The sequence below is a fragment of the Xanthomonas sp. WHRI 1810A genome, from assembly GCF_040202885.1.
Taxonomy (GTDB): domain Bacteria; phylum Pseudomonadota; class Gammaproteobacteria; order Pseudomonadales; family Pseudomonadaceae; genus Aquipseudomonas.
The window spans coordinates 255,211-280,739 of sequence record NZ_JBEGED010000004.1 but is presented as its reverse complement, the minus strand read 5'-3'; the positions used below and the strand labels follow the sequence as shown (position 1 = coordinate 280,739).

23 protein-coding genes and 1 pseudogene are annotated in these 25,529 nt (G+C 58.8%); 14 read left to right on the top strand and 10 right to left on the bottom strand.

From position 1 onward, the window contains the following. Positions 1–439: 439 nt before the first annotated feature. From ABQX22_RS09105 to ABQX22_RS09075, 7 genes and pseudogenes are all read left to right on the top strand, one after another. Positions 440–1,330 (top strand): annotated as a pseudogene (locus tag ABQX22_RS09105) (NAD(P)-dependent oxidoreductase); the annotation flags it as partial. Positions 1,331–1,401: 71 nt separating this feature from the next. Further along, positions 1,402–1,887, top strand: coding sequence for a GNAT family N-acetyltransferase (locus tag ABQX22_RS09100; protein WP_349798638.1), 486 nt, complete (start codon positions 1,402–1,404; stop codon positions 1,885–1,887). A gap of 167 nt (positions 1,888–2,054) precedes the next feature. Then, positions 2,055–2,825 (top strand): AraC family transcriptional regulator, encoded by a 771-nt coding sequence (locus ABQX22_RS09095; protein ID WP_349798636.1) that lies wholly within the window; start codon positions 2,055–2,057, stop codon positions 2,823–2,825. 237 nt (positions 2,826–3,062) lie between these two features. Next, entirely contained in the window at positions 3,063–4,382 is a 1,320-nt protein-coding gene (locus ABQX22_RS09090) for an MFS transporter (RefSeq protein WP_349798634.1), read from the top strand. Between the two features lie 431 nt (positions 4,383–4,813). Next, positions 4,814–5,050 (top strand): helix-turn-helix domain-containing protein, encoded by a 237-nt coding sequence (locus ABQX22_RS09085; protein ID WP_349798632.1) that lies wholly within the window; start codon positions 4,814–4,816, stop codon positions 5,048–5,050. Between the two features lie 254 nt (positions 5,051–5,304). Further along, complete coding sequence (locus ABQX22_RS09080) at positions 5,305–6,027, top strand: hypothetical protein (RefSeq protein WP_349798630.1); 723 nt, start codon at positions 5,305–5,307, stop codon at positions 6,025–6,027. A 48-nt stretch (positions 6,028–6,075) separates the two neighbouring features. Continuing rightward, entirely contained in the window at positions 6,076–6,945 is an 870-nt protein-coding gene (locus ABQX22_RS09075) for a hypothetical protein (protein ID WP_349798628.1), read from the top strand. A gap of 1 nt (position 6,946) precedes the next feature. Here ABQX22_RS09075 and ABQX22_RS09070 read toward each other — a convergent pair whose 3' ends face one another. Then, positions 6,947–8,020, bottom strand: coding sequence for a diguanylate cyclase (locus ABQX22_RS09070; protein WP_349798626.1), 1,074 nt, complete (start codon positions 8,018–8,020; stop codon positions 6,947–6,949). 335 nt (positions 8,021–8,355) lie between these two features. Between ABQX22_RS09070 and ABQX22_RS09065 the strand changes: the two genes are divergently transcribed. Then, on the top strand, positions 8,356–8,943 hold the full coding sequence (locus tag ABQX22_RS09065; RefSeq protein WP_349798624.1) for a nucleotidyltransferase domain-containing protein: 588 nt from the start codon (positions 8,356–8,358) through the stop codon (positions 8,941–8,943). 252 nt (positions 8,944–9,195) lie between these two features. Here ABQX22_RS09065 and ABQX22_RS09060 read toward each other — a convergent pair whose 3' ends face one another. Then, entirely contained in the window at positions 9,196–9,798 is a 603-nt protein-coding gene (locus ABQX22_RS09060) for a hypothetical protein (RefSeq protein WP_349798622.1), read from the bottom strand. Between the two features lie 294 nt (positions 9,799–10,092). Between ABQX22_RS09060 and ABQX22_RS09055 the strand changes: the two genes are divergently transcribed. Then, complete coding sequence (locus ABQX22_RS09055) at positions 10,093–12,654, top strand: bifunctional diguanylate cyclase/phosphodiesterase (protein WP_349798620.1); 2,562 nt, start codon at positions 10,093–10,095, stop codon at positions 12,652–12,654. Between the two features lie 129 nt (positions 12,655–12,783). After that, entirely contained in the window at positions 12,784–13,074 is a 291-nt protein-coding gene (locus ABQX22_RS09050) for a hypothetical protein (RefSeq protein ID WP_349798618.1), read from the top strand. Positions 13,075–13,157: 83 nt separating this feature from the next. Here ABQX22_RS09050 and ABQX22_RS09045 read toward each other — a convergent pair whose 3' ends face one another. After that, on the bottom strand, positions 13,158–13,691 hold the full coding sequence (locus ABQX22_RS09045) for an REP-associated tyrosine transposase (protein WP_349798616.1): 534 nt from the start codon (positions 13,689–13,691) through the stop codon (positions 13,158–13,160). A 404-nt stretch (positions 13,692–14,095) separates the two neighbouring features. Between ABQX22_RS09045 and ABQX22_RS09040 the strand changes: the two genes are divergently transcribed. The 3 genes from ABQX22_RS09040 to ABQX22_RS09030 are packed head-to-tail and all read left to right on the top strand — an operon-like array spanning position 14,096 to position 15,062. Next, a complete protein-coding gene (locus tag ABQX22_RS09040; protein ID WP_349798614.1) occupies positions 14,096–14,584 on the top strand; it encodes a hypothetical protein in 489 nt (162 codons plus the stop codon). Beyond that, positions 14,581–14,820, top strand: a complete 240-nt coding sequence (locus ABQX22_RS09035) for a hypothetical protein (protein ID WP_349798613.1) — start codon at positions 14,581–14,583, stop codon at positions 14,818–14,820. The genes ABQX22_RS09040 and ABQX22_RS09035 overlap by 4 nt, the downstream gene beginning before the upstream one ends. Before the next feature lie 5 nt (positions 14,821–14,825). After that, positions 14,826–15,062 (top strand): hypothetical protein, encoded by a 237-nt coding sequence (locus ABQX22_RS09030; RefSeq protein ID WP_349798611.1) that lies wholly within the window; start codon positions 14,826–14,828, stop codon positions 15,060–15,062. Between the two features lie 91 nt (positions 15,063–15,153). On the opposite strand, the gene tspO is transcribed toward ABQX22_RS09030, so the two are convergent. From tspO to ABQX22_RS08995, 7 genes are all read right to left on the bottom strand, one after another. Next, positions 15,154–15,594, bottom strand: coding sequence for a tryptophan-rich sensory protein TspO (tspO, locus tag ABQX22_RS09025; RefSeq protein ID WP_349798609.1), 441 nt, complete (start codon positions 15,592–15,594; stop codon positions 15,154–15,156). Between the two features lie 184 nt (positions 15,595–15,778). Continuing rightward, on the bottom strand, positions 15,779–16,303 hold the full coding sequence (locus ABQX22_RS09020; RefSeq protein WP_349798607.1) for a BRO-N domain-containing protein: 525 nt from the start codon (positions 16,301–16,303) through the stop codon (positions 15,779–15,781). Positions 16,304–16,680: 377 nt separating this feature from the next. Beyond that, the gene (locus ABQX22_RS09015; RefSeq protein ID WP_349798605.1) at positions 16,681–17,781 is read right to left on the bottom strand and encodes an HNH endonuclease; all 1,101 of its coding nucleotides are present in this window, start codon (positions 17,779–17,781) and stop codon (positions 16,681–16,683) included. 190 nt (positions 17,782–17,971) lie between these two features. Then, positions 17,972–19,219: a ribonucleotide-diphosphate reductase subunit beta gene (locus ABQX22_RS09010; RefSeq protein WP_441005258.1), complete on the bottom strand. Its 1,248-nt coding sequence runs from the start codon at positions 19,217–19,219 to the stop codon at positions 17,972–17,974. Positions 19,220–19,902: 683 nt separating this feature from the next. Continuing rightward, positions 19,903–20,502 carry a putative adenosine monophosphate-protein transferase Fic gene (locus ABQX22_RS09005; protein WP_349798603.1) on the bottom strand — a complete coding sequence of 200 codons (600 nt, stop codon included), beginning with the start codon at positions 20,500–20,502 and terminating at the stop codon, positions 19,903–19,905. Then, positions 20,502–20,672 (bottom strand): YhfG family protein, encoded by a 171-nt coding sequence (locus tag ABQX22_RS09000; RefSeq protein ID WP_349798601.1) that lies wholly within the window; start codon positions 20,670–20,672, stop codon positions 20,502–20,504. The genes ABQX22_RS09005 and ABQX22_RS09000 overlap by 1 nt, the downstream gene beginning before the upstream one ends. Positions 20,673–20,906: 234 nt before the next feature. Continuing rightward, entirely contained in the window at positions 20,907–23,816 is a 2,910-nt protein-coding gene (locus ABQX22_RS08995; protein WP_349798599.1) for a ribonucleoside-diphosphate reductase subunit alpha, read from the bottom strand. Between the two features lie 989 nt (positions 23,817–24,805). Between ABQX22_RS08995 and fhuF the strand changes: the two genes are divergently transcribed. Continuing rightward, the gene (fhuF, locus tag ABQX22_RS08990) at positions 24,806–25,438 is read left to right on the top strand and encodes a siderophore-iron reductase FhuF (RefSeq protein WP_349798597.1); all 633 of its coding nucleotides are present in this window, start codon (positions 24,806–24,808) and stop codon (positions 25,436–25,438) included. Positions 25,439–25,529 lie beyond the last annotated feature (91 nt).

The following is a 25,529-nucleotide window of genomic DNA, read 5'->3' as shown; positions in this document are numbered from 1 at the left end:
AGCCAATCGCGAGCAAGCTGCGCTCCCACGGCCTCCGGCCAGAATCAAAGGCAACGCGCGCGTACGATCTCCGGCCAGCATCAAAGGCCAACTTGCGCAACTGTCTGCTTCTGCCCGGAGGGCGTGGGAGTCCGGCTTGCCGACGATCGGCTGCGGAGCAGTCGTGAATCCTGCAACCCGTTTCCGTCAGGCATACCGCATCCACCGTGTTGCTGCCGCTTCGCGCCAGATCGCCTGCAAGCAAGGCTCCCACGCCCTCCGGGCAGAAGCAGATCGCCTGCAAGCAAGGCTCCCACGCCCTCCGGGCAGAAGCAGATCGCCTGCAAGCAAGGCTCCCACGCCCTTCGGGCAGAAGCAGATCGTCAATTGCCAGGGCAACCGCGCAGCCCTTCCCATCCCCAACCCCATGGGCGCATCCTAGCGATCTTCTTTTCAGCGACGGGAGCACAGATCCATGAGAATCGGTTTTGTCGGACTCGGCAGCATGGGCCAGGCCATGGCCAGTAACCTGTTGAAAGGCGGACATCAATTAGTGGTCTGGAACCGTTCCCCAGACCCGGTCCAGGCCTTGGTCAAGCAGGGCGCTGTGGCCGCCACCGACCCGGCGCAAGCGTTTGGCGTCGAAGTCGTGTTCAGCATGCTCGCCGACGACAATGCCCTTAGTGAGGTGTTGCTGGCGTCCGGCCTGCTGGACACCCTCAAAGGCCCACTGATTCACGTCAACATGGCCACCATCTCGGTAGCGCTCGCCGATGACCTGGCCGCTCGTCACCAGGCACAAGGCGTTCAGTATCTGGCGGCGCCCGTGCTCGGACGGCCCAACGTCGCGGCCAGCGGCGAACTGAATATCATCGCGGCAGGCCCCGGCGACGCCATCGAGACGGTTCAGCCGCTGTTCGACCTGATCGGCCGCAAGACTTGGCGCATGGGCGATAAGGCCTCCCAGGCCAACGTGATGAAACTGGCGTGCAATTTCATGATCGCCAGCGCCATCGAATCCATGGCCGAAGCCTCGGTGCTGGTGGACGCCTACGGCATGGAATCCGGGCAATTGATCGACCTGATTTCCAACAGCATCTTCCCCGGCCCGGTGTACGCCGGTTACGGGAAAATGATCGCCGGACGCAACTATGAACCTGCCGCGTTCAAGGCCTCACTGGGGTTGAAGGATGTCGGGCTGGCGCTGGCCGCCGCCGAGCAGGCGCAAGTGCCGCTGCCGCTGGCCGAGATGGTGCGCGGCAATCTGCTGGACGCCACGGCCCACGACGAGGGGCACATGGACCTGGCCGTGCTGGGACGTGTCGCCGAGCGCCGCGCCGGACGCAACTGAAAGACCAAGGGGGGGCATAACGCAGTGTGCGGACAGGGGCGTCCGCACGTACCCGAGCGAAGGAAGACAACATGATCGAACTCAAACAGGCCACCCTCGCCGACATTCCCCGGCTGTGGGCGCTGCGCACCCGCGCCGTGAAGCTGACGTGCGCCACGCACTATTCCCCGGAACAGATCGACATCTGGAGCGCGTCACCCGCGCCGGAATCCTACACGCGGCTGGTCGTGACCCACGGCGCCCTGATCGCGGAAGAGCGCGGCCAGCTGTACGGCTACGGCGTGCTGGATCGCCAGACCGGGGAAGTGGTCGCCGTGTTTGTCGAGCCGGGGCACGACGGCAACGGTATTGGCCGGCTGTTGATGCAAGGCATCGAGGCCGTCGCGAACATGGAGCATTTCTCGCGCCTTTACCTGTTCTCGTCGCTCAATGCGGCGGACTTTTACCGGGCCATGGGGTTTGTCGCCATTCGCGACGAAGCCTACGAACACCCCACCGGGATCACGCTGCGCAGTCTGTACATGGAGAAGGCCCAGGTCGGGCGGGAGCTTCATTGAAGTGACGAAAATCCTGTAGGCGCTAATTCATTCGCGAGTCGGCAGATCTGACACGCCCGTTTAGTCTTTTTCGCCAACAAGTTGGCTCCTACAGAGAGGGGCCCGCATTGCGTTGTTACGCGCTGGCACGCTAACGTCGGTCCGCTACCCAACCGGGGAATCGGGCCATGGCAGGAACGTACGCGCTTCAACGCCGCATCCATGATGGCCGCCCGCTGCTGATCCAGACCGGGTCGCTGGGCAACCGCGACGAAGACAGTCTGAGCGCTTACCGTGAAGGGCAGCTGTGGGCGGTGGAGCGGGGCGTGATCACCGCCGAGCTGGACACCGGCAGTTGGGTGGTGCCGGCCCGGCGCATCGGCTGGATCCCGCCCGGTGTGGCCCATGCTGCCCGCGTGCATGCGGCGACCACCGGCTGGATGATGTACCTGCGGCCCGATCAAGGCCCGCTGTTTCCCACGGTCCCGACGGTCTTCGACATGACCGACCTGTCGCGCTCGCTGCTCGGGCGCATGGGCGCGTGGCACACCGAACGCGCGGAGCTGGCGCCGGAACAGGACCGGATGCTGCAAGTCTTGTTCGACGAGCTGAAAACTTCCCCGGCCATGCCGCTATTCCTGCCGATGCCCAGCAGCCCGCACCTGGTGGGCATGACCCTGACCATCGTCGCCGATCCTTCAAACAAGCTGACCCTGGACGATTGGGCGCGGCGGGTGGGGATGTCCCGGCGCGGGTTCACCCGGCACTTTCGCCTGGAAACCGGCATGTCCCTGGTGCAGTGGCGCATCGTCGCCCGCATGAAACGCGCGCTTGAACTGCTGGCCCAGGGCGAACCGGTCGGTCGCGTGGCCCTGACCCTGGGCTACGACAGCGTCAGCACCTTTATCTCGGCGTTCAGCGCCCAGTTCGGCGAAACCCCCGGTGCTTATGCCGTCTAAATTCGGTAGGAGCGCGCTTGCCCGCGAAGGCGGTGGGTCAATGACATATTTGTCGCCTGACACAGCGTTATCGCGGGCAAGCGCGCTCCTACAAGGTGGGTACACGGCGAAATAAACGGGTTGTCGCAGGCCGGTCGTCTTCTTGCCTGTTTATACGGCCCAGCTTTGATATCCTTCGCGCCCTGCGACCTGGGGTCGCAGGTTAACTGCCGATTTACTCGTGACTTGGGGTCTCCCATGACAGCCATTCTTCGACCACGTCCTCAGCCGATCACCCGGGCTGACTACAAGACCCTGGGCCTTGCGGCACTGGGCGGGGCGCTGGAAATCTATGACTTCATTATTTTCGTGTTCTTCGCGCTGACCCTCAGCCAACTGTTCTTCCCCCCTGAAATGCCCGAATGGCTGCGCCTGCTGCAAAGCTTCGGGATCTTCGTCACCGGTTATCTGGCCCGTCCGCTGGGCGGCATCCTGATGGCCCACTTCGCCGACAAACTAGGCCGCAAGCGCGTGTTCAGCCTCAGCATCCTGATGATGGCGCTGCCATGCCTGTTGATCGGCGTGATGCCGACCTACGCCGACATCGGTTACTGGGCGCCGCTGATCCTGCTGGCGCTGCGCATCCTGCAAGGGGCCGCGGTGGGCGGTGAAGTGCCCAGCGCCTGGGTGTTCGTCGCCGAGCACGCGCCCAAAGGTCATCGCGGCTATGCCCTGGGCGTGCTGCAGGCGGGCTTGACCTTCGGCTATCTGATCGGCGCGCTGACCGCGACCTGGCTGGCGAAGGTGTTCAGCCACGCCGAGATCCTCGATTTTGCCTGGCGCATCCCTTTCCTGCTGGGCGGCGTGTTCGGCGTCATCGGTGTCTGGTTGCGTCGCTGGTTAAGCGAAACACCGGTGTTCATGGCGCTGCATGCCCAGCGCGAACAGATGACCGAACTGCCCCTGCGCACCGTGCTGCGCGATCACCGCCAGTCACTGCTGCCGGCCGCGCTGCTCACCTGCGTGCTGACCTCGGCCGTGGTGGTGCTGGTGGTGATCACGCCCACCGTGATGCAACAGCGGTTCGGCATGAGCCCCGGCGACACCTTCGCCTTGAGCAGCATTGGCATTGTGTTTCTCAACATAGGCTGCGTGCTGGCGGGCCTGCTGGTGGACCGCATCGGCGCCTGGCGCGGGGTGGTGTTGTACAGCCTGTTGCTGCCGGTGGGCATTGCGGTGTTGTACGCCAGTCTTGTGGTTCAGTGGCTGCCGTCGGGGCTGGCGTATGCCATTGCCGGTCTGGCCTGCGGGATTGTCGGCGTCGTGCCTTCGGTCATGATCGGACTGTTCCCGGCGAACATTCGGGTGTCCGGCATCTCCTTTACCTACAACATCAGTTACGCGCTGTGGGCCAGCACCACGCCGCTGCTGCTGATCGCGCTGATGCCGTGGAGCCCATGGGTGTGCGTCGCCTACTGCGTGATCATGGGCGCCGTCGGCCTGCTGACCGCGATGTTCTTCGGCCTGCGCCGTGGCATGCAGGTGGACGACGTCAGCACCGTGCCTGCCTGTCACTGACCGTCGGGGCGTCGTTGAGCGACGCCCGCACCGTCGCGCGTCGGGGCGGGCACTGGCCGACCGGTGATGCGCAGTCATTTCAGGGCCACTTATCGCTGCGCTGATTTGTAACAACTGATTGTAATTCTCATTCCCGCCGTTTATCTTCCCTGTCTATACAACTCACGACTTAAATCAGAGCGTGCTGCAGGTTTTAACAGCTTGCGGCGTTTTCTTTTGTGCGGCATCACTTCGGATTTTATTCAATAAGAAAACAGAACTGTCTCTTATCCTTGTAGGAATTTTTACTTATTAGGTGCGGATAGTCTTATGTGCGTGTGATCGGCTGTTAATTATAAAAAAGACGACATTCTCGTTTAATTAATTGAAGCGTGTGCCGATTGAAATGTTAAGCCAGGCAGCGATAACTCTAAAAAAGGAAGTGGGCGTTCATGTTGGAAGTACAAGGCAAGAGGCAGCGCGCGGCAAGGGTCACCCAACGAGAACGTCAAGTGCTGCAGCTGGTCGTGCAGGGCTGTACCAACAAGGACATCGCCCAGCAGCTGGGCATCAGCGACTACACGGCGCGCGATCATGTGTCCTCGCTGCTGCGCAAAACAGGCGTCAAGAACCGCGCGCAACTGATCGCCAGCTACCTCCCGGCGCCGCGTAAAAACCAAAAAATCTGATACCCCCTACATCTGCCGGATTGTGTTGTTGGGGGAGTGGTTGATAATGGCGCCGATTTACACGTTGCATTATCAGTATCTGCCGCCTTAATGGCGGATCGGTAAACTCATGCCTGTAAACAGAAACACGTAAAGCGTTATGTGCCTGTTTTGAGTCATGGCGCATTAATTTGCCGCGATCAACTGTTTCTAATAATCAGGGCATGCCCATGTCCTGAAAACGTGAACACGACAATAAAAAAAGGATTGTTTACATGAGCACTTGCACGGCCGAAATTGATCACGTCCCGCGTTTGCACACTGCGCTTTGCGCCCGCTCTGTCGATGCGGACACCCAAGGCCTTTTCCTGCATCTGGCAGAGCAGCAAGCCCTGCTGACCGCCGACCAACTGTACCGCCGCCAAAGTGAGTTGTTCGGGCCACAAGGCATATTTGCCGAGTTCTCCGCGCAGGTTTCCCGGGAGGGTCGCCAGGCGCGGGTTTTCGAAGACATTGCACAGATCAAGGATCCACGCCGCGTGACGGAGATTGACGCGGCAGTCGATTTCGCCCTGTCTGTGCACCATCGGCGCGATCCAGCGACCAACCCTTTTCACGCGCACAGCCGGGAATCACTGTGCTGTGTGGTCTACGACGAGTCCAACGCGTTCACTTTCGTGGAACGCTATGCCGCCTACGAAGCCATCCGGCTGATGGACAGTGACTTCTTCATCAAACTGATCGCGACCACCCGTGGCGTGGTTGAGCGACGCATCGTTTTCCACGGGCTGCTGGAGCATTTCGACCGCCTGCTGCCGGTCGAAAAAAGCATCTATCCGGCCAACTACCGTGAGGTCCAGCAAGGCCATCTGAATCGAGAGGAAGCGATCTACGGGCGGTTGCAACTGGAGAAGCCGCTCAACGAACTGCTGGGGGAAATCTCACCGACGTTGTTGCTTGAGCGAGTGCAGGGTTTTGCAAATGCAACTGGCTGCTGAGGAATACCTTTTGCCCCGATAGGACGGCGGCTGTCAGGAGATTCAATTATGCGCGTGGACCAAACATCAGTTACTCATACGACATCCAGCATTCCTGCATCAGGACCAGCAAAAACCGAGGAAGTACGGGACGCCCCTATGCAGCCCTCGACCGCAGCATCCACGTTATCTATCAGCGGCCAGACGCTGCTCAGACAACGACTCTTTTTCAGTGCGCCCGATGCTGAGCCGCCGATCGTACGGGATAGAGCATTGATGAACGGCTTCACCCCGGACGCATACTTTCTAACGTTAGACGATAGGCAGTTACTTGGCGATGTTTATGAGTTTGCTCAGGCCAAAGGCATCGACTTGGTGTACGCCGATAGACTGGGCCACAGCCTCGCTGATTACCGCAACTCCGACGATGGAAAAATCATGCTGCCACACAATCGAGGTATGGAATATGACCTGGAGGGGCACCGGCGCTCTTATAGCTTCACCGACGCCAACGCAGCCATCGCCAAGCGAATAAGGGAAAGTCCGTCCTTGCCGACCACGCGGCTGGATAGGGGCTTTATTGCCTTCCAAACGGACCAGGACTACTCCGTGCTGTCCCACACACCCTTCGGCTTTCTGGAATTAGTGGTCAACAAATTCTCTGCATCCACCGAACCTCTGAACATCGATGAAAGCTTCAAGCAGAATCACTACGTAAAGCATGACTTTGTTGAGCACCTCTCGAAGGAAGTTTATGACGTAGGCGTTAGCAAGAAGGGCAAAGGCGCTGCTCAACGTGTGGATGGAAAAGGCGAACGTTCTACCGGCGCCGTACCGCTTGATGATCTGCAAACCGCCTTGCGCAAAATCATGGCCAAGTACCTTGAAAAAAGCGGTTTACCCTCGCTCTTTGAGACCATTGCCAGGCTGCGCCGCTGACTCACCCCACACTCACCGACTCAAACACCTTCGACCCCGGATGGGCGGAAGCCACCCGGTTACGCCCGGTGGATTTCGCGGCATAGAGCGCCATGTCTGCTTCGTGCAACCACAGCTCGGCGTCGGCCAGGTGCGGGCCATAGGCGGCGATGCCGATGCTCAGGCTGAGCTTCATGCCGGGCAGGCGAATGTCGCTGTGTTCGAGGACCGTGCGTCGAAGGCGATCAAGCAGTTCCGCGGCTTGGGGGAGGGTGGTGTCGGGCAGGATCACGCAGAATTCATCGCCGCCGTAGCGCCCGGCCAGGTCTGTCTGCCCAAGGCTTGCGATCAGGGCGCTGCTCAACTGCTTGAGGGCGCTGTCGCCGACGATGTGGCCGTAGGTGTCGTTGATGGCCTTGAAATGGTCGATGTCGATCACCGCAACGGTGCTCGGCCGGCCAGACACCTGAGCGTGACGGAACGCCCCGTACAACAGGTCCCTCCACGCGCCCTGGTTCATCAGTCCGGTAAGGCTGTCGGTGGTACTGAGTTTTTGCAGCGTTTTCTTGCTCTTGGACAGCTGGACCGCCACCCGATAGCACACCAGCCCGATGGCCATCGGGTAAATCACCAGCATGGGCAGGCAGGCGTAGACCTGAATCTGGGTGATCGCGGGAAACAGCGCGGGCAGGAAGATCCAGTAGCCAATCAACCCGCCGCAGATCTGTGCCAGGGCGCCGATGATGAACAGCTTCGGCCCGCCGGCAGCGATGTTGTTCATCGCCATCATCGACAACGTGGTCACGGTGGGCAACGGGTTGAGCCCCATGGCGCCGGCCCAGAAGCCGCCAGCGATGGAGTCATAAATCAGATTGCGGCGCTCGGCGCGGTAGGGTTGTTTCGACCGGCGCGCCAACTGATACGCGACGTGTGACCAGCCGTAGCCGTTGAACACCATCAGCGCCCACGCCCAGGCGGGGAGGTGGGCCGGGTATAACGCTGCGGCGACGCAAAAAAAGCCGACGCCCAGCCCCACGCTTCGGGGCAGATACATGCGCTTGGCAAATGACACGCCTTTGCCGGAAGGGTTATTCATGCTCTTCACCGGGTAAGTGCCTACACCCTCGACCGAACGGTCAGCCATACGAACGCGTCAGAGTGTCGCTTGCCCCACCGCCGTTTGGGAAGCGCGCTTTGCCATCAGTCGGGGCCAAAAAGGACAGTCATCGGACGCTCAGTCAGGATCACTCAAAAAGACTGTTTATATCCATTACGTAATTCAAACGAGTGTTTTTGAGTGATCGCAAGAGGTCATACGTGGGCTGTCGCGGTTTGGATGCAGCACACTCGAATGCTCAATGGGGTATTGAATATTGCTGCTTTTAAGGCTTCAATTGCTGCCTTTAAAGCAGCAATATCGGCGGCCTTGAAATGCTTAGTTCTTTCCTTTTCTCCGAATATCGCAGGAAGGTCCTCGCCCTGCTGCTGCTAAGGCCGGACCAACAATTCCACCAGAGAGAGATTGCCAGACTCACCGGGACCATTTCCGGAACATTGAGTCGTGAGCTTGCAAAGATGGTGGAGGCGGGCGTCGTCGAGAAAATCAAGGTGGGCAATCAGATGCAATATCGTGCTAACCAACAGTGCGCGATTTTCAATGAGCTTGTTGGCATCATCCGAAAAACGGATGGCTTGGTTGACATGCTAGCTGACGCCTTGTCTCCCTTGTCTGAACAAATAAGTGTCGCTTATGTGTTCGGCTCCATTGCGGCCGGTCGGGCAGGCCCAGATAGCGATATCGATCTCATGATTATCGGGGATGTGACCTTCGCTGCGCTGATGGGCCAGCTCTATCCGTTGCAGCAAATGCTTGGGCGGGAGATCAATCCCAAGCACTACACACAAAATGAGTGGTTCCAATTGTTAATGGAGCGAGGCGGATTCGTGCGGGATGTGATGGCCAAGCCTAAGCTTTTCGTCTTCGGCGCAGAGTCCGATCTGGAATTTCACAAGGAGTGAGAAATGACGCTGGAAAATCTGGTTGGATAGACGCTCCGCGGGATGATTATCCTCGACGGCCTTCGTAAACAGCGCAACCTGAGCGATTACTCTGGCGACCCCGTGAGCGAGTCGATGGCCAACGAGGCCCTTGAACACGCTGAACGATTATTTTCAGACATCCAGAATTGGTGGGCCGTAAATCGGTTCACCTGACGTGCTCGTTTACTGCTGCTTTTAAGGCACCAATCGCCGCCTAAAAAGCAGCACCCCTCACTTGGACCCGGTAATACTTTTCAGCAAAGCGGTGTGGTCTTTAGTGTCTTTCTCCAGAGAAATAACGTTAACCATCGCAGTCCGTTTGCCCGAGGCCGCAGCCACTGTCGAGCTGATCACCCGTCCGCCTTCCACGTCCCCGGCGATGTCGAGCTGCCTCAGGCCCAGGCCTTTACGCACCATGGCTTTCTCGCCGAGTTTCTTGAAGTTTTTGTAGCTGGTCTTCTGCTGTTCGAGGGTGTCTGTGACCAGGCCGTCGAGGGTTTTCTTGTCGTTGGGCGCGACCTTGGTGTCAGCGCTCAGCGGCGCTTCGGTGATGATGATCACGCGCTTGGCGGGTTTGTTCATGTACAGCGACCCGGTGACGCCTGCCGCCTTGGCCTTGTCATCGATCTCCGGCATCGGGCCTTTGACGTACTCTTTGGGCACGTAGAACACGAACTTACCGCCCAGCATCGAGACCTTCTGGCCGCTTGGGGCTTTTTTGGCAGGGGCGTGTTGGGCGGGGGCGTGTTTGGTGGCGGCGTAGAGGTTGGCGCTGGTCAGGCCTGACGTGAGGGCCGTGAGCAGCAGAACGGTTCTGAGGCTGAGAAACCGCATGGGAATTTCCTTTAAACGGGCGTGTGTTGAAGAAGGGTCTGGAGTGATCCAGAAAGCAGTGACGCATTCTGCCTTAATGGCGCCAACGCCCGTAGGAAAGAGTTGATCGATAGGTAGGATTTTATCCGCCACAGCGTATGAATCCGGGCAAAAGCGCGCTCGAAGGAAAGTGGGTCGCAGCTGGCAGCATCACGGGCAGACGGAAGGAAGCTGTGCGGCGGTTCAACATTCACCGACTCGGCCGATACAGCTCTATATCAGTCATCCCGCTGACCCTTTGCGCTCTGGAAAGTCATGTCCGAAACCCCCCGGTCCACCGCCAGCCGTTCCAGTGTTGCCCTGGCCCGCGCTTCATTGATGAAGTTCGCCGGCCTGTTGGCCTCAGTCTTTGTGCTTGCCACGGGGTTGCTGCTTTACCTGGCGCACGACCTCAATAGCACGGCGCGCTTCGACAGCGAGTTCTACACCCGCAAGGCTATCCAGTCGCTGGAAAAATCCGTGAGTTCAGTGCTCAGGGATTATGCGTTTTGGGGGGACGCTTACCGGTATTTGCATACCCGTGTGGACACGGTATGGGCATTCGATCAGCAGAATCTGGGCGCGACGCTATACGCCGATTACGGCTTTCAGGCGCTGTTTGTGATCGGTCCCGACGACCGCACGGTTTATTCGGTCATCGAGGGCAAGCTGTCCGGGGTTTCTGCACAGGCGTGGCTTGGGCGTCCTTTAGACGAGTTGATCAGACGGGCCCGTGAAGCCGCGTCGCCCCCAACCCCGATCACAACGTTTGTCAGCATCAACGGCGAACCTGTGCTGCTGGCTGCGGCGCCGATCACGGCCGGTTCAGACCCGACCGTGGTCATGGATGATGGGCCGCCCTCGGTGATGGTGTTCGTGGACAGACTGGACAAGGCCGCCATTGGAAAGCTGGGCGAGGAGTTCGGCGTAGAGGGGTTGCACATCGGGAAAAATGACGGGCACGTGATCTCCATTCTGCCGCTTGGCGAAAATGGCGCGGGCGGGGAGTTGCACTGGTTCGCCGCGCAACCGGGCGACCAACTGCTGAGCCTGATTTTGCCGCTGATCGGTGCAGCGGCCTTGCTGGTGTTGTTCATGACCTGGGCCATCCTGCGGCGTACCACCCTGGCGGCTCAGGTGCTGGACGCCAGCTTCGCCTCGCTGCATTCAAGCCGCGCCGCCTTGGCCACCAGCGAAGCGCGGTTTCGTGATGTTGTGGAAGCCAGCTCCGACTGGATCTGGGAAATCGACCTCAACGGCCGTTTCACCTACCTGTCCGAACGTTTTGAAAGTGTCACCGGGCTGTCCCGTGACCGGTGGCTGGGCGCCGCCATCGATGACTTGCTGAGCACCGAACTGGGCAACCTATCTCAATGGCTGAGCATCCCCAATCGACGAACCAACATCAGCGTGCAGTGCCGCTACACCGACAACAGCGGCAAGACCCGCGTGACCCGGCTGTCCGCCCGGGAGATCGCCGGATTGGGCTTCCGTGGCACGGCGACCGACATCACTGAAGAAGTCGAAGCGCGCCGTCGCATCGAATACCTGTCCCAGCACGACGCCCTGACCGGCCTGCCAAACCGCACCCGCCTGCAGGAATTTCTCGACGGCAAACTCAAGGCCGTACCGACGGCCGACCAGCCGCTGGTCATGATCAGCCTGGACCTGGACCGCTTCAAACCGGTGAACGACCTGCTCGGGCATGCGGCCGGAGACCGGGTGCTGAACGAAGTGTCGCACCGCCTGGGCGAATGCATCCGCAGCGACGATCTGGTGGCGCGCATCGGCGGCGATGAGTTCGTTTTGATCCTGTCCGATGTCAGCTCCCAGGACGAGGTCGAGGCGCTGTGTCGCCGCCTGATCGACTCCATCGAGCAACCGATGCAGATCGATGATCAGGAAGTGTTCGTCAGCGCGAGCATCGGCATCGCCATGGCGCCGAACGACGCCTCCGAGGCGGCCGAACTGCTGCGCTACGCCGACATGGCGCTTTACGAAGCCAAGGCGGCGGGGCGCAACACGTGGCGCTTCTACGCGGGTGACATGAACGCCCGCATCATCGAACGCCGCCGCCTGGAAAGCGACCTGCGGCACGCCATCAAGCACGGCGAATTGCGCCTGCATTTCCAGCCACGCTTTCGCATCGCCGACGGCAGAATGGTCGGCGCCGAAGCGCTGGTCCGCTGGCAGCATCCCGAGCGCGGTCTGATCCCGCCCGACACCTTCATCCCCATCGCCGAAGACACCGGCCTGATCCTGCCCCTGAGCAACTGGGTGCTCAACGCGGCCTGCGAATGCGCCGCCCTGTGGCCCGAAGAGTTGTTCGTCTCGGTCAACCTGTCGTCAACCGAATTCCAGCGCGGCAATCTGGTGGAGCGGGTGCAGAAAGCCCTGGCCGACAACCGGTTTGACGCCCGGCGCCTGGAGCTGGAGATTACCGAGAGCGTCATGCTCGAAGACGCGGTGGTCGCCCTCGACATCATGCAAGCGCTGAAACGCCTGGGCGTGCGCCTGTCCATGGACGATTTCGGCACCGGTTATTCGTCGCTCAGCTACCTGCGCTCGTTTCCGTTCGATGGGCTGAAAATCGATCGCAGCTTCGTCAATCGCCTGAACGAGAGCGAGGATGATCGTTCGATCATTCAGGCCATCGTCGGCCTGGGCCGCGCGTTGTCGCTGACGGTGACCGCTGAAGGCATCGAGACGACAGGCCAACTGGAACTGCTGAAAATCGTCAGCTGCGACGAAGGCCAAGGGTATTTCCTCAGCCGCCCGCTGGACATTGAAGCGTTCACCGCTTTGCTTGAGGCCGATACGGCGGACATAGCGCGCTGACGGGTAGGAATATTCGTTATGCGATTGCGGAATGAAGAGCCATTCGCTAGAGAAAATGGGTATTAGTGGCTCGATGATATCATGGTAAAAAGCAACTCGGACACATCGTCCGCTTGCTAAGGAACGGCCATGACAAAGACAGGAATCAGCTTCGTTGGCGTACTTGCACTGCTCTGTGCTTTTTCGGTTTCAGCCAAGGAAACCACAATCACCGATTCAGCGATCGTCCGATTGCTGATCGAAGAATCGATCTCCTCCTACCCCGGCAACTGCCCTTGCCCTTATAACTCCGCACGCAACGGTAGCCAATGCGGCAAGCGCAGCGCCTATAACCGTGCGGGCGGGTACGCGCCGTTATGTTTCAAAGAGGACATCTCGAAAGGGATGATTGAAGAGTACCGAGCACGCTTTAAAGGCTGAAGTGAGAGGGGCTGGCGAACCACTAATGATCGTTCCCACGCTCCGCGTGGGAATGCATCCCCAGACGCTCCGCGTCCCCCCACCTAAAACCACCGCTGAATCTCAATCAACCCACGCCGCCCTTCATAATCCCGAGCACTCGAATACCGCCACTGCGCCCCTTCATCCACATACCCGCGCCGTACCGGATTGTGATGAATGTAATCAAGCTTCTGCCGCATCACCGCGTCGCTGAAAACAACCTCAGCGTGCGTGCCTTCCTGCCAAACCTGATAAACCCGATCCACCTTATGCGCCCGCTTCGCAAAGCGCAGCCGCTTAAGCGTGCTCTGTGCGTTGGCACGCTCAAGATGATCAATGATCGACCGGGCCGTAAACGATTTAAAACCAGCAACACACTTCGCCAGATCCGGCGCCTGCGCCAGAAAGTGCAGATGGTTCTCCAGCACCACATAACCGTAAAGCCGCAGCCCCTGATGAGCCTGCTGGAAACGCCAGGTATCCAACACGATCTCGACGAGAGCAGGGCGGGTAAACAGGGGGAGCCATTCAACAGCCGTGCACGTCAGAAAGTGCGGCTGCACAGCATCAGCAATCGTGTAGCGACTTCGAGCCATGGATTCATCCTTGAATCATCGTCCAGCTGGACGCGGAGCGTCGAAGGCTACATTCCCACGCGGAGCGTGAGGAACGATCAAGGTGTCACTGACTATGACCATCACCCCACGCCCGGCCTCTGCAGCGACGGCGCGCGATGATCGTTCCCACGCTCTGCGTGGGAATGCAGCCCAAGACGCTCCGCGTCCCACCTCACGCCTCAGCAACAACTGAATGACGAGGATCGTTCCCACGCTCCGCGTGGTAACGCAGCCCAGGACGCTCCGCGTCCCCGCCAATACGAAAAATCCGTAAGCCCCATCCGATCCGCGAGTAGCCCCCATCCCTTTCGCCCAAACCCCGTTTCATTCGTCCTGCAGGCTGCGTAACCCTGTGTCCTGATTTCAACCAGGGGGCTTTGCCAGTGAAACAAGAAACCAGCCAGTACATGGGACACTTCGGTGTGTTCTTCAGGGTCACGACCTTCACCGTCATGCCATCCGACCGCTCGAACCTCCGGACACTGCATTTCTGCGCGGCTCGCGGCGAGTCCTGGAAAGTCAGCAATTTCGTCGCCGATATTTACGAGCGAATGCTGGCGCAAGAGCGGCCGTGCGAAATGTTGGTGGCGATATCGAATCCACTCACGCGCAAGCAAGCAGAATTATTTAATGATCAGAACGATGCGTTAGAGAAGGCGGTTGGGGGGATAACAAGCGCGGCATTTCCTTCGTCGCGGCTCTTGGTAAAGGGCGTCGCTGGCCTTCTCGCTGGGACTGGCGTCTCTTTTGTCATGGCGTCGCGACATGCAGGTGATGTGGTGGTAGCTGTTCAGGCTTGGGTAAACGGCGGGATAGGACCTCAACACACGTCAGCAACACTAGTCATTGAGAATAAAGGCGGGCCGCGATGACCCTGCCCATGGCTATCGGCGTCTCCATGACAATCGCCTGCATCCTGACCTGTAAACTCAAATCCAGAGTCTGGCGAAAGTGGCTAGGCCTAGCGATGGCTGTCTCCGGAGCAATCGGCGCTTTTAAGTTCTCTTGGTCGGACGGCCCCTATTTCGTCGTCGTTTGGATGTTCATGTTCACCGGCTGGGACCTGTTCGCAGGCCGCGACCACTTCACAACAACGCGAGAGGAATAGCGCTCATGCTCTTCATCCTCGCCGTATGCCTCTCCTGCACCGCTTTCTACCTGCTAACCCACAAGATCAAACACCGCCAAAAAAGAAAATGGACAGGCTTGGCGCTCATAGCCGTAGGCGCAACAGCAATCATCACACTCGACACCGTCATCGAAGAGCCGCACCTCTTGGGCTTCGTAGTGATCTGGTTCATCGGCCTGGAACTGTTCTTCAACTGCGACAAGTACCGCGACGAGTACTGAAAACAAAAAAAACCAGAGACTCACGCCCCTGGCTCTTCTATTACCTCATTCAATAATCAACCGCTTAGCACCTTGGAGTGCCTTCAAAGAATCAGTGATTATTCCGCAAAATCGAAAAATTCAACGCGGCCGCCACACACAGCCACACCAGATACGGAAACAGAATCAAACCGGTGATCACATCCAGCCGCATGGTCAACACCAGCATCAGCGCCACCACCAGCCACAGCAGCACCAGAATCACCATGCTTGCCACCAGGCGATGCGCGCCGAAGAACACCGGCGTCCACAGCGTATTCAGTGCGATCTGTGCTGCCCACAACGCCAGCACCAACTCACTGCCCGGTATCAACGTCAACCGGTAACCGGCCCAGGCCAGCAACAGATAGATGATCGTCCACGCCACGGGAAACGCCCAGTTGGGCGGCGTGAAGTTCGGTTTTACCAACGACTCGTACCAGGCACCCGGCTTGAAAATCACGCCCGTGCTCGCCGCAGCCGCGCACGCCAAAAGGAAAACAAAGAAAATCATCACCAGTCCTTAGCTGAGGTCAGCTGTTTGGTTAGCAAAGCCACATCGGCCAGTGCTACAGAGGACGCTTGGCGAAGCGGAAAGTTTGATAACCGATCTGCGATTGCGCATGCAGTTGTGTGCCCGAGCCATCAATCCCGCCCCCTCAGCACCGACCGAAAACGAAACCCAGGCTGAAATCAACTCAGCCAAACAACCGGCGCGCCACTCGCCACCAAGGCGCACGCACCCGCCGCAACCCTACATCCCCGCGCAACTCGGCATGCGGCAACAGCCTCGGCATATCCCGCAGCCTGATCCACGGCTCGCTCTGCCAATGCAACATGCTCACCGACAACCCCGGCCATTGCAGGAAACCCAGACACGGACTGCTGTGCGTCGGCGGCAACTGCTCATCGCGCAACGCCGGCACCACCTCATTCGTCACCCACTGCCGCAGCCCGCGATTCTCCGCGTGATGGTGATGCACCAGCATCGTGTACAACCCCGACTCACTCAGCATCAACGCCTCCGCCAGCCCGTAATGCGTCGTCAGCGTCACCACACGCCGCTGATCCGCATCAAGCTTGCGCGTCGTCCGCTCATCCAGCGACCAGCCGATCAGGCGGCTGACATCGCGGGCGCAGAACCAGACTTGGGATTCGAGGAGGAGGGCGCGGAGTTGGCGGTTGTGGCGCAGGAAGGTGGTGGGTTGGAGCGGGTCAGACATGTGCCGTCCCTGATAATCGGACGACGTATTGGTGGTGGCATTCGAGTGCGAGTGAAGATGATCCATGGCGTATCTCTGCTGTTCCATTCTTGGATTTAGGCGTCGGGAGCTAAGAAACCCACAGCAGAAAGGCCGGACGTATTCCCCTTACGGGTCTTGTATTAGTCCACTCCCGACATAACAGAGATTTTAGGACGCGCAGCCAAGGGCCGCAGGTACAAAAAAGCCGCGTGGTATCGGAAGCGGTCAGGCCGCTGCTGTTGGATTTCTGGTGCGTTTCTTAGGCGCGGCGAAAGGTTAGGGCGAGCTGGTGAGTCAGACAAGGCGCGAAGCTGTAGGGCAATTCTGAAATTCACGACTTACGCTTGGGCGTTTCTCTATGTCGCCCTCATTTCCTTCTTCATGATGGACTCACGTAGCAGATTGTTTTTTGTCTCACCTTCGCTGCCGTAGTGAATTTCTTTATGGCATGTAGGGCAGATGGCACCTATATATTTCGGATGATCGAGCCCGCCGTCAGAGAGACGATTTATGTGGTGGGGTTCCAAATAGGGAGTCCCCGCCTTCGTGGTGAACGGTGCCGGTCGAGAACAGCTCTCGCATGTTCCGTCAGCTCTGCTCAATACATAGTCTTTTACCGCTTGGCTTCTGGCATAAACGGTACGAGTTGACGTGAACTTACCTTTGCTGATGGAAGCAACCGCTGCGTCGTAAGCACGCTCTCGAAGGACTCCTATCTCCACGCCTGAGCTTTCCACCGACAAATCGCCAGTGGGCTCTACTTCGTATTTCGCAAGGTCCATGACAGGCACCAGATGAAAAACTACGATTTTTCGGATATTCCCTTCCCGATCTGGGCCATCTTTCCAGGAAAGATCAGCACATGCGTACTCTCCGAGGTAACGTTGCCCCTTGCTTTTCCCGAGAGATTTAAATAGGTGCAGCGCTCGACCAGTAGCTGCGTGTTTTTGAATCGCAAGATTTCCCCGGGTCAGTGTCATATGGCCGATCTGCCCCTCACCCGCGTACGAGTAAACGCCGTGCTCGTCTTCTTCATCCATGTAGCCAAATTGCTCGCCTGACGTCCCTGCAAATAAAAATATCGCAGGCACTCGGTCCGATGGTGCGATGCCGCTTTGGAAGCTTCCTCCAAAAGGTCCATGTATTTCTGTCCGGCGGTCATAGATCTCGCCTTTCAAAAACTCTAATTTTGGTGATCTTCTCAGATCCACGATCTCGAAGCCGCGGGCCCTCAAATATCCGTTTGTAGAGGCGCCACCTGTGAATTCGCTTACGGGCAGATGTGTAGCCAAAGAAAGAATCTTTTTCGCAGGATAGAGCTGGTCATGAACTCGGATTGCAAATTTATGTGCTCTATTGGATTCCCATGTGGCCCAGTCGGGTGTGTTTCTAAATTCCCTATCAAATTTCTTTATGGCTTGATCTAGCGCTTGCTTTTCTACTGCTGGGATTGCCATTGAATTCCGTCCGTGGTGTAGGAAATTTCTATCCCCACTGTACGAACGAACGTACTTCTTGGCTAGTGGCCGTATGCTGTGATCAGAGACTTAGCACTTTTTCGACAGGCCCAAATTGATCTTTTAAGCGAAAAAAAAGGCCACCATTTCTGGCAGCCTCTTCGGTCAATCATGTTCCCGCGGTATCAAATCAATCCCAGCTCAAAGCCCCACCAGTCTGATACTCAATAACCCGCGTCTCAAAGAAATTCTTCTCTTTCTTCAAGTCCATGATCTCGCTCATCCACGGGAACGGGTTGGTCGTGCCTGGGTACTCTTCTTTCAAGCCAATCTGCGACAAACGACGATTCGCGATGAATTTGAGGTAGTCCTCCATCATCGCGGCGTTCATGCCGAGGACGCCGCGGGGCATGGTGTCGCGGGCGTATTCGATTTCCAGTTGGGTTCCTTGCAGGATCATCTGGGTCGCTTCTTCCTTCATTTCAGCGTCCCACAGGTGTGGGTTTTCGATTTTGATCTGGTTGATCACGTCGATGCCGAAGTTCAGGTGCATGGATTCGTCGCGCAGGATGTATTGGAACTGTTCTGCGACGCCGGTCATTTTGTTGCGGCGGCCCATGGAGAGGATCTGGGTGAAGCCGCAATAGAAGAAGATGCCTTCCAGGACGCAGTAGTAGGCGATCAGGTTGCGCAGCAGTTCTTTGTCGGTGTCGACGGTGCCGGTTTCGAACTTCGGATCGGAGATGGAGCGGGTGTATTTGAGGCCCCAGGCTGCCTTTTTGGCGACCGATGGGATCTCGTGGTACATGTTGAAGATCTCGCCTTCGTCCATGCCCAGCGATTCGATGCAGTACTGGTAGGCGTGGGTGTGGATCGCTTCCTCGAATGCCTGGCGCAGGATGTACTGGCGGCACTCGGGGTTGGTGATCAGGCGGTACACGGCCAGTACGAGGTTGTTGGCGACCAGGGAGTCGGCGGTGGAGAAGAAGCCCAGGTTGCGCATGACGATGCGGCGTTCGTCGTCGGTCAGGCCCAGCGGATCACGCCATACGGCGATGTCGGCGGTCATGTTGACTTCTTGCGGCATCCAGTGGTTTGCGCAGCCGTCGAGGTATTTCTGCCAGGCCCAGTCGTACTTGAAGGGCACGAGCTGGTTGAGGTCGGCGCGGCAGTTGATCATCATTTTTTCGTCGACGGCCACGCGTGCGGCGGCGCCTTCGAGTTCAGCCAGGCCTTCTGCGACGTCGAGTTTGTCCAGTGCGGCCTTGGCGCGTTTGATCGCGGCGGAGTCACTGGCGGTGACGGCGCGCGCTTCTTGTGCGGCCAGTCCACCGGCGCTGTCGAGTTTGTCCATTGCGGCTTCGGAGGCATGGCCTGCGTTAGCGCCTTTGGCGGGTTCGGCGGCGTCTTCTTTGTCGAATTCGTCCCAGCTCAGCATGGTGATGAGGCTCCTGCTAGAGGACCGTTTTTGGCGGTCGATTTGGATAAGGTTTGGCGCTGCGTTGGACGCAACACGCATAGGCAATACGGCGGTGAGAGCGGGCTCTCGGGAAAATCTGATTGTTCGGGAGTTTCGCGTGAGGGCGGCGATCAGGCGCCGGGGCCGCTGCAAGCGAAGGGGGCAAGACGCTGACACAACGTGCGGATTGGGGCCGAAGCGATACGGTCGGCTTTGGTTGCGCAGGTGGTCATGTCGTTGTCCTTGATTGAGGGGCGCAAGTATACGGAAGTTTGTCCCGTACGTGTGTCCTGCTGCCGATCTGTCCTACAGATTGGGTTGACGCTCCTGACTCATGAGCACCCACCATTATTGTCTTGACGCAATGGCGATGAATCTGATCGAAATCGCCTATGTAGTGTTGCGCTGCGTTAGGAGACACACGATATGGGTTCTGGGGGCAGGTTGCAACTGGGTATTTCTACATGTGTGGCAGGCTGTGATCTGGCTCAATTTTCTGGAATGAGGCCAAAAGTCGCGCTCGGCGTTGAGGCGCCCGGCCTGCGTGGCATGTCCGGAAATCAATTGTTTTCAGGCTGCTATGAACGCCAGGAAATGGGCTGACAAGCGGTCTTTCTCAGAGGCTGTGAACGGACAAAGCTGCATCGTTGCGTCCGACCGTATCAGCCACCAATCGAATCCCCCACACACCGCTCAAACACCCTCACCAACCCCGCGTAATCACACCCCACCGCATCGATATTCGCCTGCACCCATTCCCGCGCTTCCACCGGCCACCAGCTGATCTCGTAGCCTGCGTTCACGATGATGTGTTCGAACAGGATGCGTTGCGCCCGGCCGTTGCCTTCGCGGAAGGGGTGGACGACGTTGAGGTCGCCGAACAGTTCGGCGCTGGCGTTGATCAGGGCGGTGCGGTCCAGGTCCTGGAACCAGTTGGTGTCGGCCAGCAGCTTGAACAGCTTGTTGGCTTCGGGCTCGATGCGGTGGGTGACGCAGAAGTGGGTTTCGTCTTTGGAGATGTCGACGGTGCGCAGTTCGCCGGCCCAATCGTAGAGGTCGCTGAACAGTTGGCGATGGAGGGCTTGCAGGTAAGGAAGGTCGTAGGGCGGTGGAGCGAAATCGAGGGATTCAGCGGCGACTTCGGACAGGTCGCGCTCGGCTTGTGCCAGGGTTTTTTCGTCGGTGATGTTCAGGCGATTGCGTAGCACCGAGGTGCCGGGCAGGCAGTACGGGTCTTGGCCAACGCCATATTTACCGACCATCAGGCCGATTTTTTGCGATAGGTTTTCAGCAGTTCTTCACGGGAGGGGAGGTGGCGTTCGGCGTCGAGGGGGGTGCTCTCGAAACCTTCCAGGCGCAGGCTGGCGGCGTAATTGGAGCGGCGCGTTTTGGCGCAGTAGGCTTTTTTGGCGTCTAGCGAGGGAGCTGGCATTGGGCGTTCTCCTAGCTGTAATGAATGGGAGTGTAGCTGAAACGAGGGCCGGGGGCGGTTGGGCTCCCGGTTCTCGGTGTAGCTTTAAGAGCTTTCGCGGGCAAGCGCGCTCCTACAGGGGGAGGCGTTGCCTTTGAGACATCGCGAGTAAGCGAAGGCCTACAGGGATGTGACAGCCATTTCTCGAGCAAGCTCCCTCCCACGGATAGGTGGGAGGGCGCTTGCTGGCGGGTTTTACTGGCAGGCTTCGCAGTCTGGCTCGTCGATGGCGCAGGCTTTTGGCACGGGGGCTGGGCCTGGCGATGCTTCGGTTGGCGTTGGGGCTGCCAGTGAAGTGTCGTCCGGGCCGTGGCCACCGCTCGATACGGCGTTGAGCTTGCTGGTGCTGATAGTCGACTTCTCGGTGCTGGTCGCGGCCAGGGCACGGAGGTAGTAAGTGGTTTTCAGACCACGGAACCAGGCCATGCGGTAGGTCACGTCCAGCTTCTTGCCCGAGGCGCCGGCGATGTACAGGTTCAGCGACTGAGCCTGGTCGATCCACTTCTGACGACGGCTGGCGGCATCGACGATCCACTTGGTGTCGACTTCGAACGCGGTGGCGTACAGGTCTTTCAATTCCTGCGGGATGCGCTCGATCTGCTGTACCGAACCGTCGTAGTACTTCAGGTCGTTGATCATGACCGAGTCCCACAGGTCGCGGGCTTTGAGGTCGCGAACCAGGTAAGGGTTGATCACAGTGAATTCGCCCGAGAGGTTCGATTTCACGTACAGGTTTTGGTACGTCGGTTCGATCGACTGCGACACGCCGGTGATGTTGGCGATGGTGGCGGTCGGTGCGATGGCCATGATGTTGGAGTTACGAATGCCTTTCTGAACACGGGCGCGAACCGGTGCCCAGTCCAGGGATTCGTTCAGGTCCACATCGATGTACTTCTGGCCGCGCTGTTCGATCAGGATCTGTTGCGAATCCAGCGGCAGGATGCCCTTGGACCACAGCGAGCCCTGGAACGTCTCGTACGCGCCGCGCTCGTCGGCCAGATCACACGAAGCCTGGATCGCGTAGTAGCTGACCGCTTCCATGGATTTGTCGGCGAAGTCGACCGCAGCGTCCGAACCGTAAGGAATGTGCTGCAGGTACAACGCGTCCTGAAAGCCCATGATGCCCAGGCCCACGGGGCGGTGGCGCAGGTTGGAGTTCTTGGCCTGCGGCACCGAGTAGTAGTTGATGTCGATCACGTTGTCGAGCATGCGCACGGCGGTGTCGATGGTGCGCTTGAGCTTGCTGGTGTCCAGCTTGCCGTCGACGATGTGGTTCGGCAGGTTGATCGAGCCCAGGTTGCAGACCGCGATCTCGTCCTTGTTGGTGTTCAGGGTGATCTCGGTGCACAGGTTCGAGCTGTGAACCACGCCCACGTGCTGCTGCGGGCTGCGCAGGTTGCACGGGTCCTTGAAGGTCAGCCATGGGTGGCCGGTTTCGAACAGCATCGAGAGCATCTTGCGCCACAGATCCTTGGCCTGGATGGTCTTGAACAGTTTGACCTTGCCTGGGTACTCGGTCAGCGCTTCGTAGTACTCGTAGCGCTCTTCGAAGGCTTTACCGGTCAGGTCGTGCAGGTCCGGGACTTCGGAGGGCGAGAACAGGGTCCACTTGCCGTCGTCGAAGACACGCTTCATGAACAGGTCAGGGATCCAGTTGGCGGTGTTCATGTCGTGGGTACGACGACGATCATCACCGGTGTTCTTGCGCAGCTCGATGAACTCTTCGATGTCCATGTGCCAGGTTTCCAGGTACGCACACACAGCGCCTTTGCGCTTGCCGCCCTGGTTGACTGCCACCGCGGTGTCGTTGACCACTTTCAGGAACGGCACGACGCCCTGGGATTTGCCGTTGGTGCCCTTGATGTAAGAGCCCAGCGCGCGAACCGGGGTCCAGTCGTTGCCCAGACCGCCTGCGAATTTGGACAGCATGGCGTTGTCGTGGATGGCGTGGTAAATGCCCGACAGGTCATCCGGCACGGTGGTCAGGTAGCAGCTGGACAGCTGTGGACGCAGGGTGCCGGCGTTGAACAGGGTCGGCGTCGAGGACATGTAGTCGAAGGACGACAACAGGTTGTAGAACTCGATGGCACGGTCTTCGCGCGCTTTCTCTTCAATCGCCAGGCCCATGGCCACGCGCATGAAGAAGATCTGCGGCAGTTCGAAGCGGATACCGTCCTTGTGGATGAAGTAACGGTCGTACAGGGTTTGCAGGCCCAGGTACGTGAACTGTTGATCGCGCTCGTGGTTCAGCGCCTTGCCCAGTTTTTCCAGGTCGAAGGTGGCCAGGATCGGGTTCAGCAGTTCGAACTGGATGCCTTTGGCGATGTAGGACGGCAGCGCTTTGGCGTACAGGTCGGCCATCTCGTGGTGAGTGGCGCTTTCGGCAACTTCCAGGAAGCCCAGGCCTTCGGCACGCAGGGTGTCCATCAGCAGGCGAGCGGTCACGAACGAGTAGTTCGGCTCACGCTCAACCAGGGTACGCGCGGTCATCACCAGTGCGGTGTTGACGTCTTTGAGCGCGACGCCGTCGTACAGGTTCTTCAGGGTTTCGTTCTGGATCAGGTCGGCGTCGACTTCAGCCAGGCCTTCGCACGCTTCGGTGACGATGGTGTTCAGACGACCCATGTCCAGCGGCGCCATGCTGCCGTCGGCGCGGGTGATGCGGATCGATGGGTGGGCCTGAACCGGCGCTTCACCCACACGATGGGCACGCTCTTTGGAGCGGTCGTTGCGATAGATCACGTAGTCACGAGCCACTTTTTGCTCGCCGGCGCGCATCAGCGCCAGTTCTACCTGATCCTGGATTTCTTCGATGTGGATGGTGCCGCCCGAGGGCATACGGCGCTTGAAGGTCGCGGTGACCTGTTCGGTCAGGCGGGCAACGGTGTCGTGGATACGCGACGACGCGGCGGCGGTACCGCCTTCAACTGCAAGAAACGCTTTGGTGATGGCAACGGTGATCTTGTCATCGGTGTAGGCAACGACAGTGCCGTTACGCTTGATCACACGCAACTGACCCGGCGCGGTGGCGGACAGGTCCTGCTGGGTCTCACCTGTCTGCGGCGCTTTGGCCTGCGGATTCTCGCGAGTTGTGTCTGTTTGCATGGGTGTCTCCACGTTCTTTAAGTTGTTTGGCCACTGTGTGCACAGCGATCGGTCCTGAAGCAGTTGACCGGCAAGTGCCGATCACACAACAACTTCAAAACGATGGGGAAGGGGTAATGGCCGCTTCCCTGGCTTTGAAGTCCAAAGGGCTACCGGCATCGGCCGGTAGCCCTGAAAAATCGATTGCAGAATCCTGGTTTTATGGTGCTGCCGGGTGTTGCGTGACGCTACGTAATGCACAGATCACAAGGCTTGCGTATCTGCCATTCGCGTGCGCGGTCTGGCGGTCAAAACGGTGGCGGTTCGTGCTGCGTTAACCCAAGAAAAGTGCTTGAAAAGACAAGCTGACTTGTGGTTAGCATTTGGCGCAAAACCCTACATGTAGGGGGTCGCCCCGCCAAGGGCTACAAGATAATGCGTTTCGGACACCAATTGCAACGTGTCCCCTGTGGATAAAGGTGTGTGTAATTTGTGTGTGAAACGGCGAACAGGCGTGTAGGCCGCAGCAGGCCTGCATCGCGCCGTTGGTCACCCTTTTTTGATGTTTTTGCTCAAGCGGCGCGGATTTTTAAGGGCGCGAACGCTATCACAAAACGCTCTGGGCGCAAGGTCGATTTTGGTGCGAATTTCTGGTCATGTGGTGGGATTGGTGCGTTGTTACAATCGCCGGAATTCGCCTCAATCGACAGGCTTTTGATTCTGGCCGGAGGCCGTGGGAGCTTGGCTTGCCAGCGATGGCGTGCGTAGCGGGCCTTAACCCTGCAACCGTGGAGTGTCAGGCGAAACCGATCCGTAGATCTTGCTGCCGGTTCCCGGCAGATCGCAGGACAAGCCAGCTCCCACGCCTTCGGCAGAAGCGGTCCGCAGGGGACCCTTGTTCCTTTTTTTTAAAGACACTACCCGGAGGCACGCCCATGAGGCCCGCGTTATTCCATGGTCCCCTGATGCGCTTTGGCCAAACGCTGCTCCCGGCGGGTGACCCAAGACAGATGCTTCCCGTCCCCGAGCTGTTGCAGCCCGAGACGCTTGATCGTCTTTTGATGCGCGCCTACGGCCCGGACCTGATGCCGAGCCAGTTGCCGGTGCTGGTGTCGCAGTGGTCCAAGTATTACTTCATGCAACTGATCCCGCCGGTGGTGGTGGCCATGCTCGTGCATGACCGGCAGTGGTCGCTCGCGCTGGATCAGGTGGCGTTTGCGCTCGATGACCGGGGTGTGCTGGACGGTGTGCGATTTGCCGACGAGGGCGGTTGCGCGGCTGACACGTCGGGCGAGCCGTTCCAGCGATTCGGGCCATTGCTGGAGCATCTGCAGCGGGTGATCGAGGTGTTGAGCGCCTACGGGAACGTTGCGCCCGGCGTGTTGTGGGGCAACGCGGGGGATTATCTGGAAACCTGCCTGACCGATCTGGCTCGGGTGAGCGATGCTGCTTTGACCGATGGCTACGCGCTGCTGAATGAGCGCACCCGGCCGGATGGATCACGCAATCCGCTGTTCAATGCGATTACGTATAGAGCGATGCCGGATGGCAAACATCGTCAGCGGCGTAGTTGTTGTTTGAGTTATCGGGTGGAGTGGGTGGGGCGGTGTGGGCATTGTCCGTTGGGGGCTGACGAAACCTAGGCTCACGGTTGAATCACGACCCTTTGTAGGAGCGCGCTTGCCCGCGAATCTCGGTGTGCCAGCCGGTGCATGTGTTGCAGACACACCGCCA

Excerpts from the sequence above, each read along its gene's own strand:
- ABQX22_RS09080 (WP_349798630.1), top strand. The coding sequence starts at position 5,305 with ATGAGCACTTGCACGGCCGAAATTGATCACGTCCCGCGTTTGCACACT.
- ABQX22_RS09100 (WP_349798638.1), top strand. The coding sequence starts at position 1,402 with ATGATCGAACTCAAACAGGCCACCCTCGCCGACATTCCCCGGCTGTGG.
- ABQX22_RS09050 (WP_349798618.1), top strand. The coding sequence starts at position 12,784 with ATGACAAAGACAGGAATCAGCTTCGTTGGCGTACTTGCACTGCTCTGT.
- ABQX22_RS09060 (WP_349798622.1), bottom strand. The coding sequence starts at position 9,798 with ATGCGGTTTCTCAGCCTCAGAACCGTTCTGCTGCTCACGGCCCTCACG.
- ABQX22_RS09065 (WP_349798624.1), top strand. The coding sequence starts at position 8,356 with ATGCTTAGTTCTTTCCTTTTCTCCGAATATCGCAGGAAGGTCCTCGCC.
- ABQX22_RS09030 (WP_349798611.1), top strand. The coding sequence starts at position 14,826 with ATGCTCTTCATCCTCGCCGTATGCCTCTCCTGCACCGCTTTCTACCTG.
- ABQX22_RS08995 (WP_349798599.1), bottom strand. The coding sequence starts at position 23,816 with ATGCAAACAGACACAACTCGCGAGAATCCGCAGGCCAAAGCGCCGCAG.
- ABQX22_RS09085 (WP_349798632.1), top strand. The coding sequence starts at position 4,814 with ATGTTGGAAGTACAAGGCAAGAGGCAGCGCGCGGCAAGGGTCACCCAA.
- ABQX22_RS09070 (WP_349798626.1), bottom strand. The coding sequence starts at position 8,020 with ATGAATAACCCTTCCGGCAAAGGCGTGTCATTTGCCAAGCGCATGTAT.
- ABQX22_RS09035 (WP_349798613.1), top strand. The coding sequence starts at position 14,581 with ATGACCCTGCCCATGGCTATCGGCGTCTCCATGACAATCGCCTGCATC.
- ABQX22_RS09005 (WP_349798603.1), bottom strand. The coding sequence starts at position 20,502 with ATGGTCGGTAAATATGGCGTTGGCCAAGACCCGTACTGCCTGCCCGGC.
- ABQX22_RS09010 (WP_441005258.1), bottom strand. The coding sequence starts at position 19,219 with ATGCTGAGCTGGGACGAATTCGACAAAGAAGACGCCGCCGAACCCGCC.
- ABQX22_RS09090 (WP_349798634.1), top strand. The coding sequence starts at position 3,063 with ATGACAGCCATTCTTCGACCACGTCCTCAGCCGATCACCCGGGCTGAC.
- fhuF (WP_349798597.1), top strand. The coding sequence starts at position 24,806 with ATGCTTCCCGTCCCCGAGCTGTTGCAGCCCGAGACGCTTGATCGTCTT.
- ABQX22_RS09015 (WP_349798605.1), bottom strand. The coding sequence starts at position 17,781 with ATGGCAATCCCAGCAGTAGAAAAGCAAGCGCTAGATCAAGCCATAAAG.
- ABQX22_RS09075 (WP_349798628.1), top strand. The coding sequence starts at position 6,076 with ATGCGCGTGGACCAAACATCAGTTACTCATACGACATCCAGCATTCCT.
- ABQX22_RS09045 (WP_349798616.1), bottom strand. The coding sequence starts at position 13,691 with ATGGCTCGAAGTCGCTACACGATTGCTGATGCTGTGCAGCCGCACTTT.
- ABQX22_RS09095 (WP_349798636.1), top strand. The coding sequence starts at position 2,055 with ATGGCAGGAACGTACGCGCTTCAACGCCGCATCCATGATGGCCGCCCG.
- ABQX22_RS09020 (WP_349798607.1), bottom strand. The coding sequence starts at position 16,303 with ATGTCTGACCCGCTCCAACCCACCACCTTCCTGCGCCACAACCGCCAA.
- tspO (WP_349798609.1), bottom strand. The coding sequence starts at position 15,594 with ATGATTTTCTTTGTTTTCCTTTTGGCGTGCGCGGCTGCGGCGAGCACG.
- ABQX22_RS09000 (WP_349798601.1), bottom strand. The coding sequence starts at position 20,672 with ATGCCAGCTCCCTCGCTAGACGCCAAAAAAGCCTACTGCGCCAAAACG.
- ABQX22_RS09055 (WP_349798620.1), top strand. The coding sequence starts at position 10,093 with ATGTCCGAAACCCCCCGGTCCACCGCCAGCCGTTCCAGTGTTGCCCTG.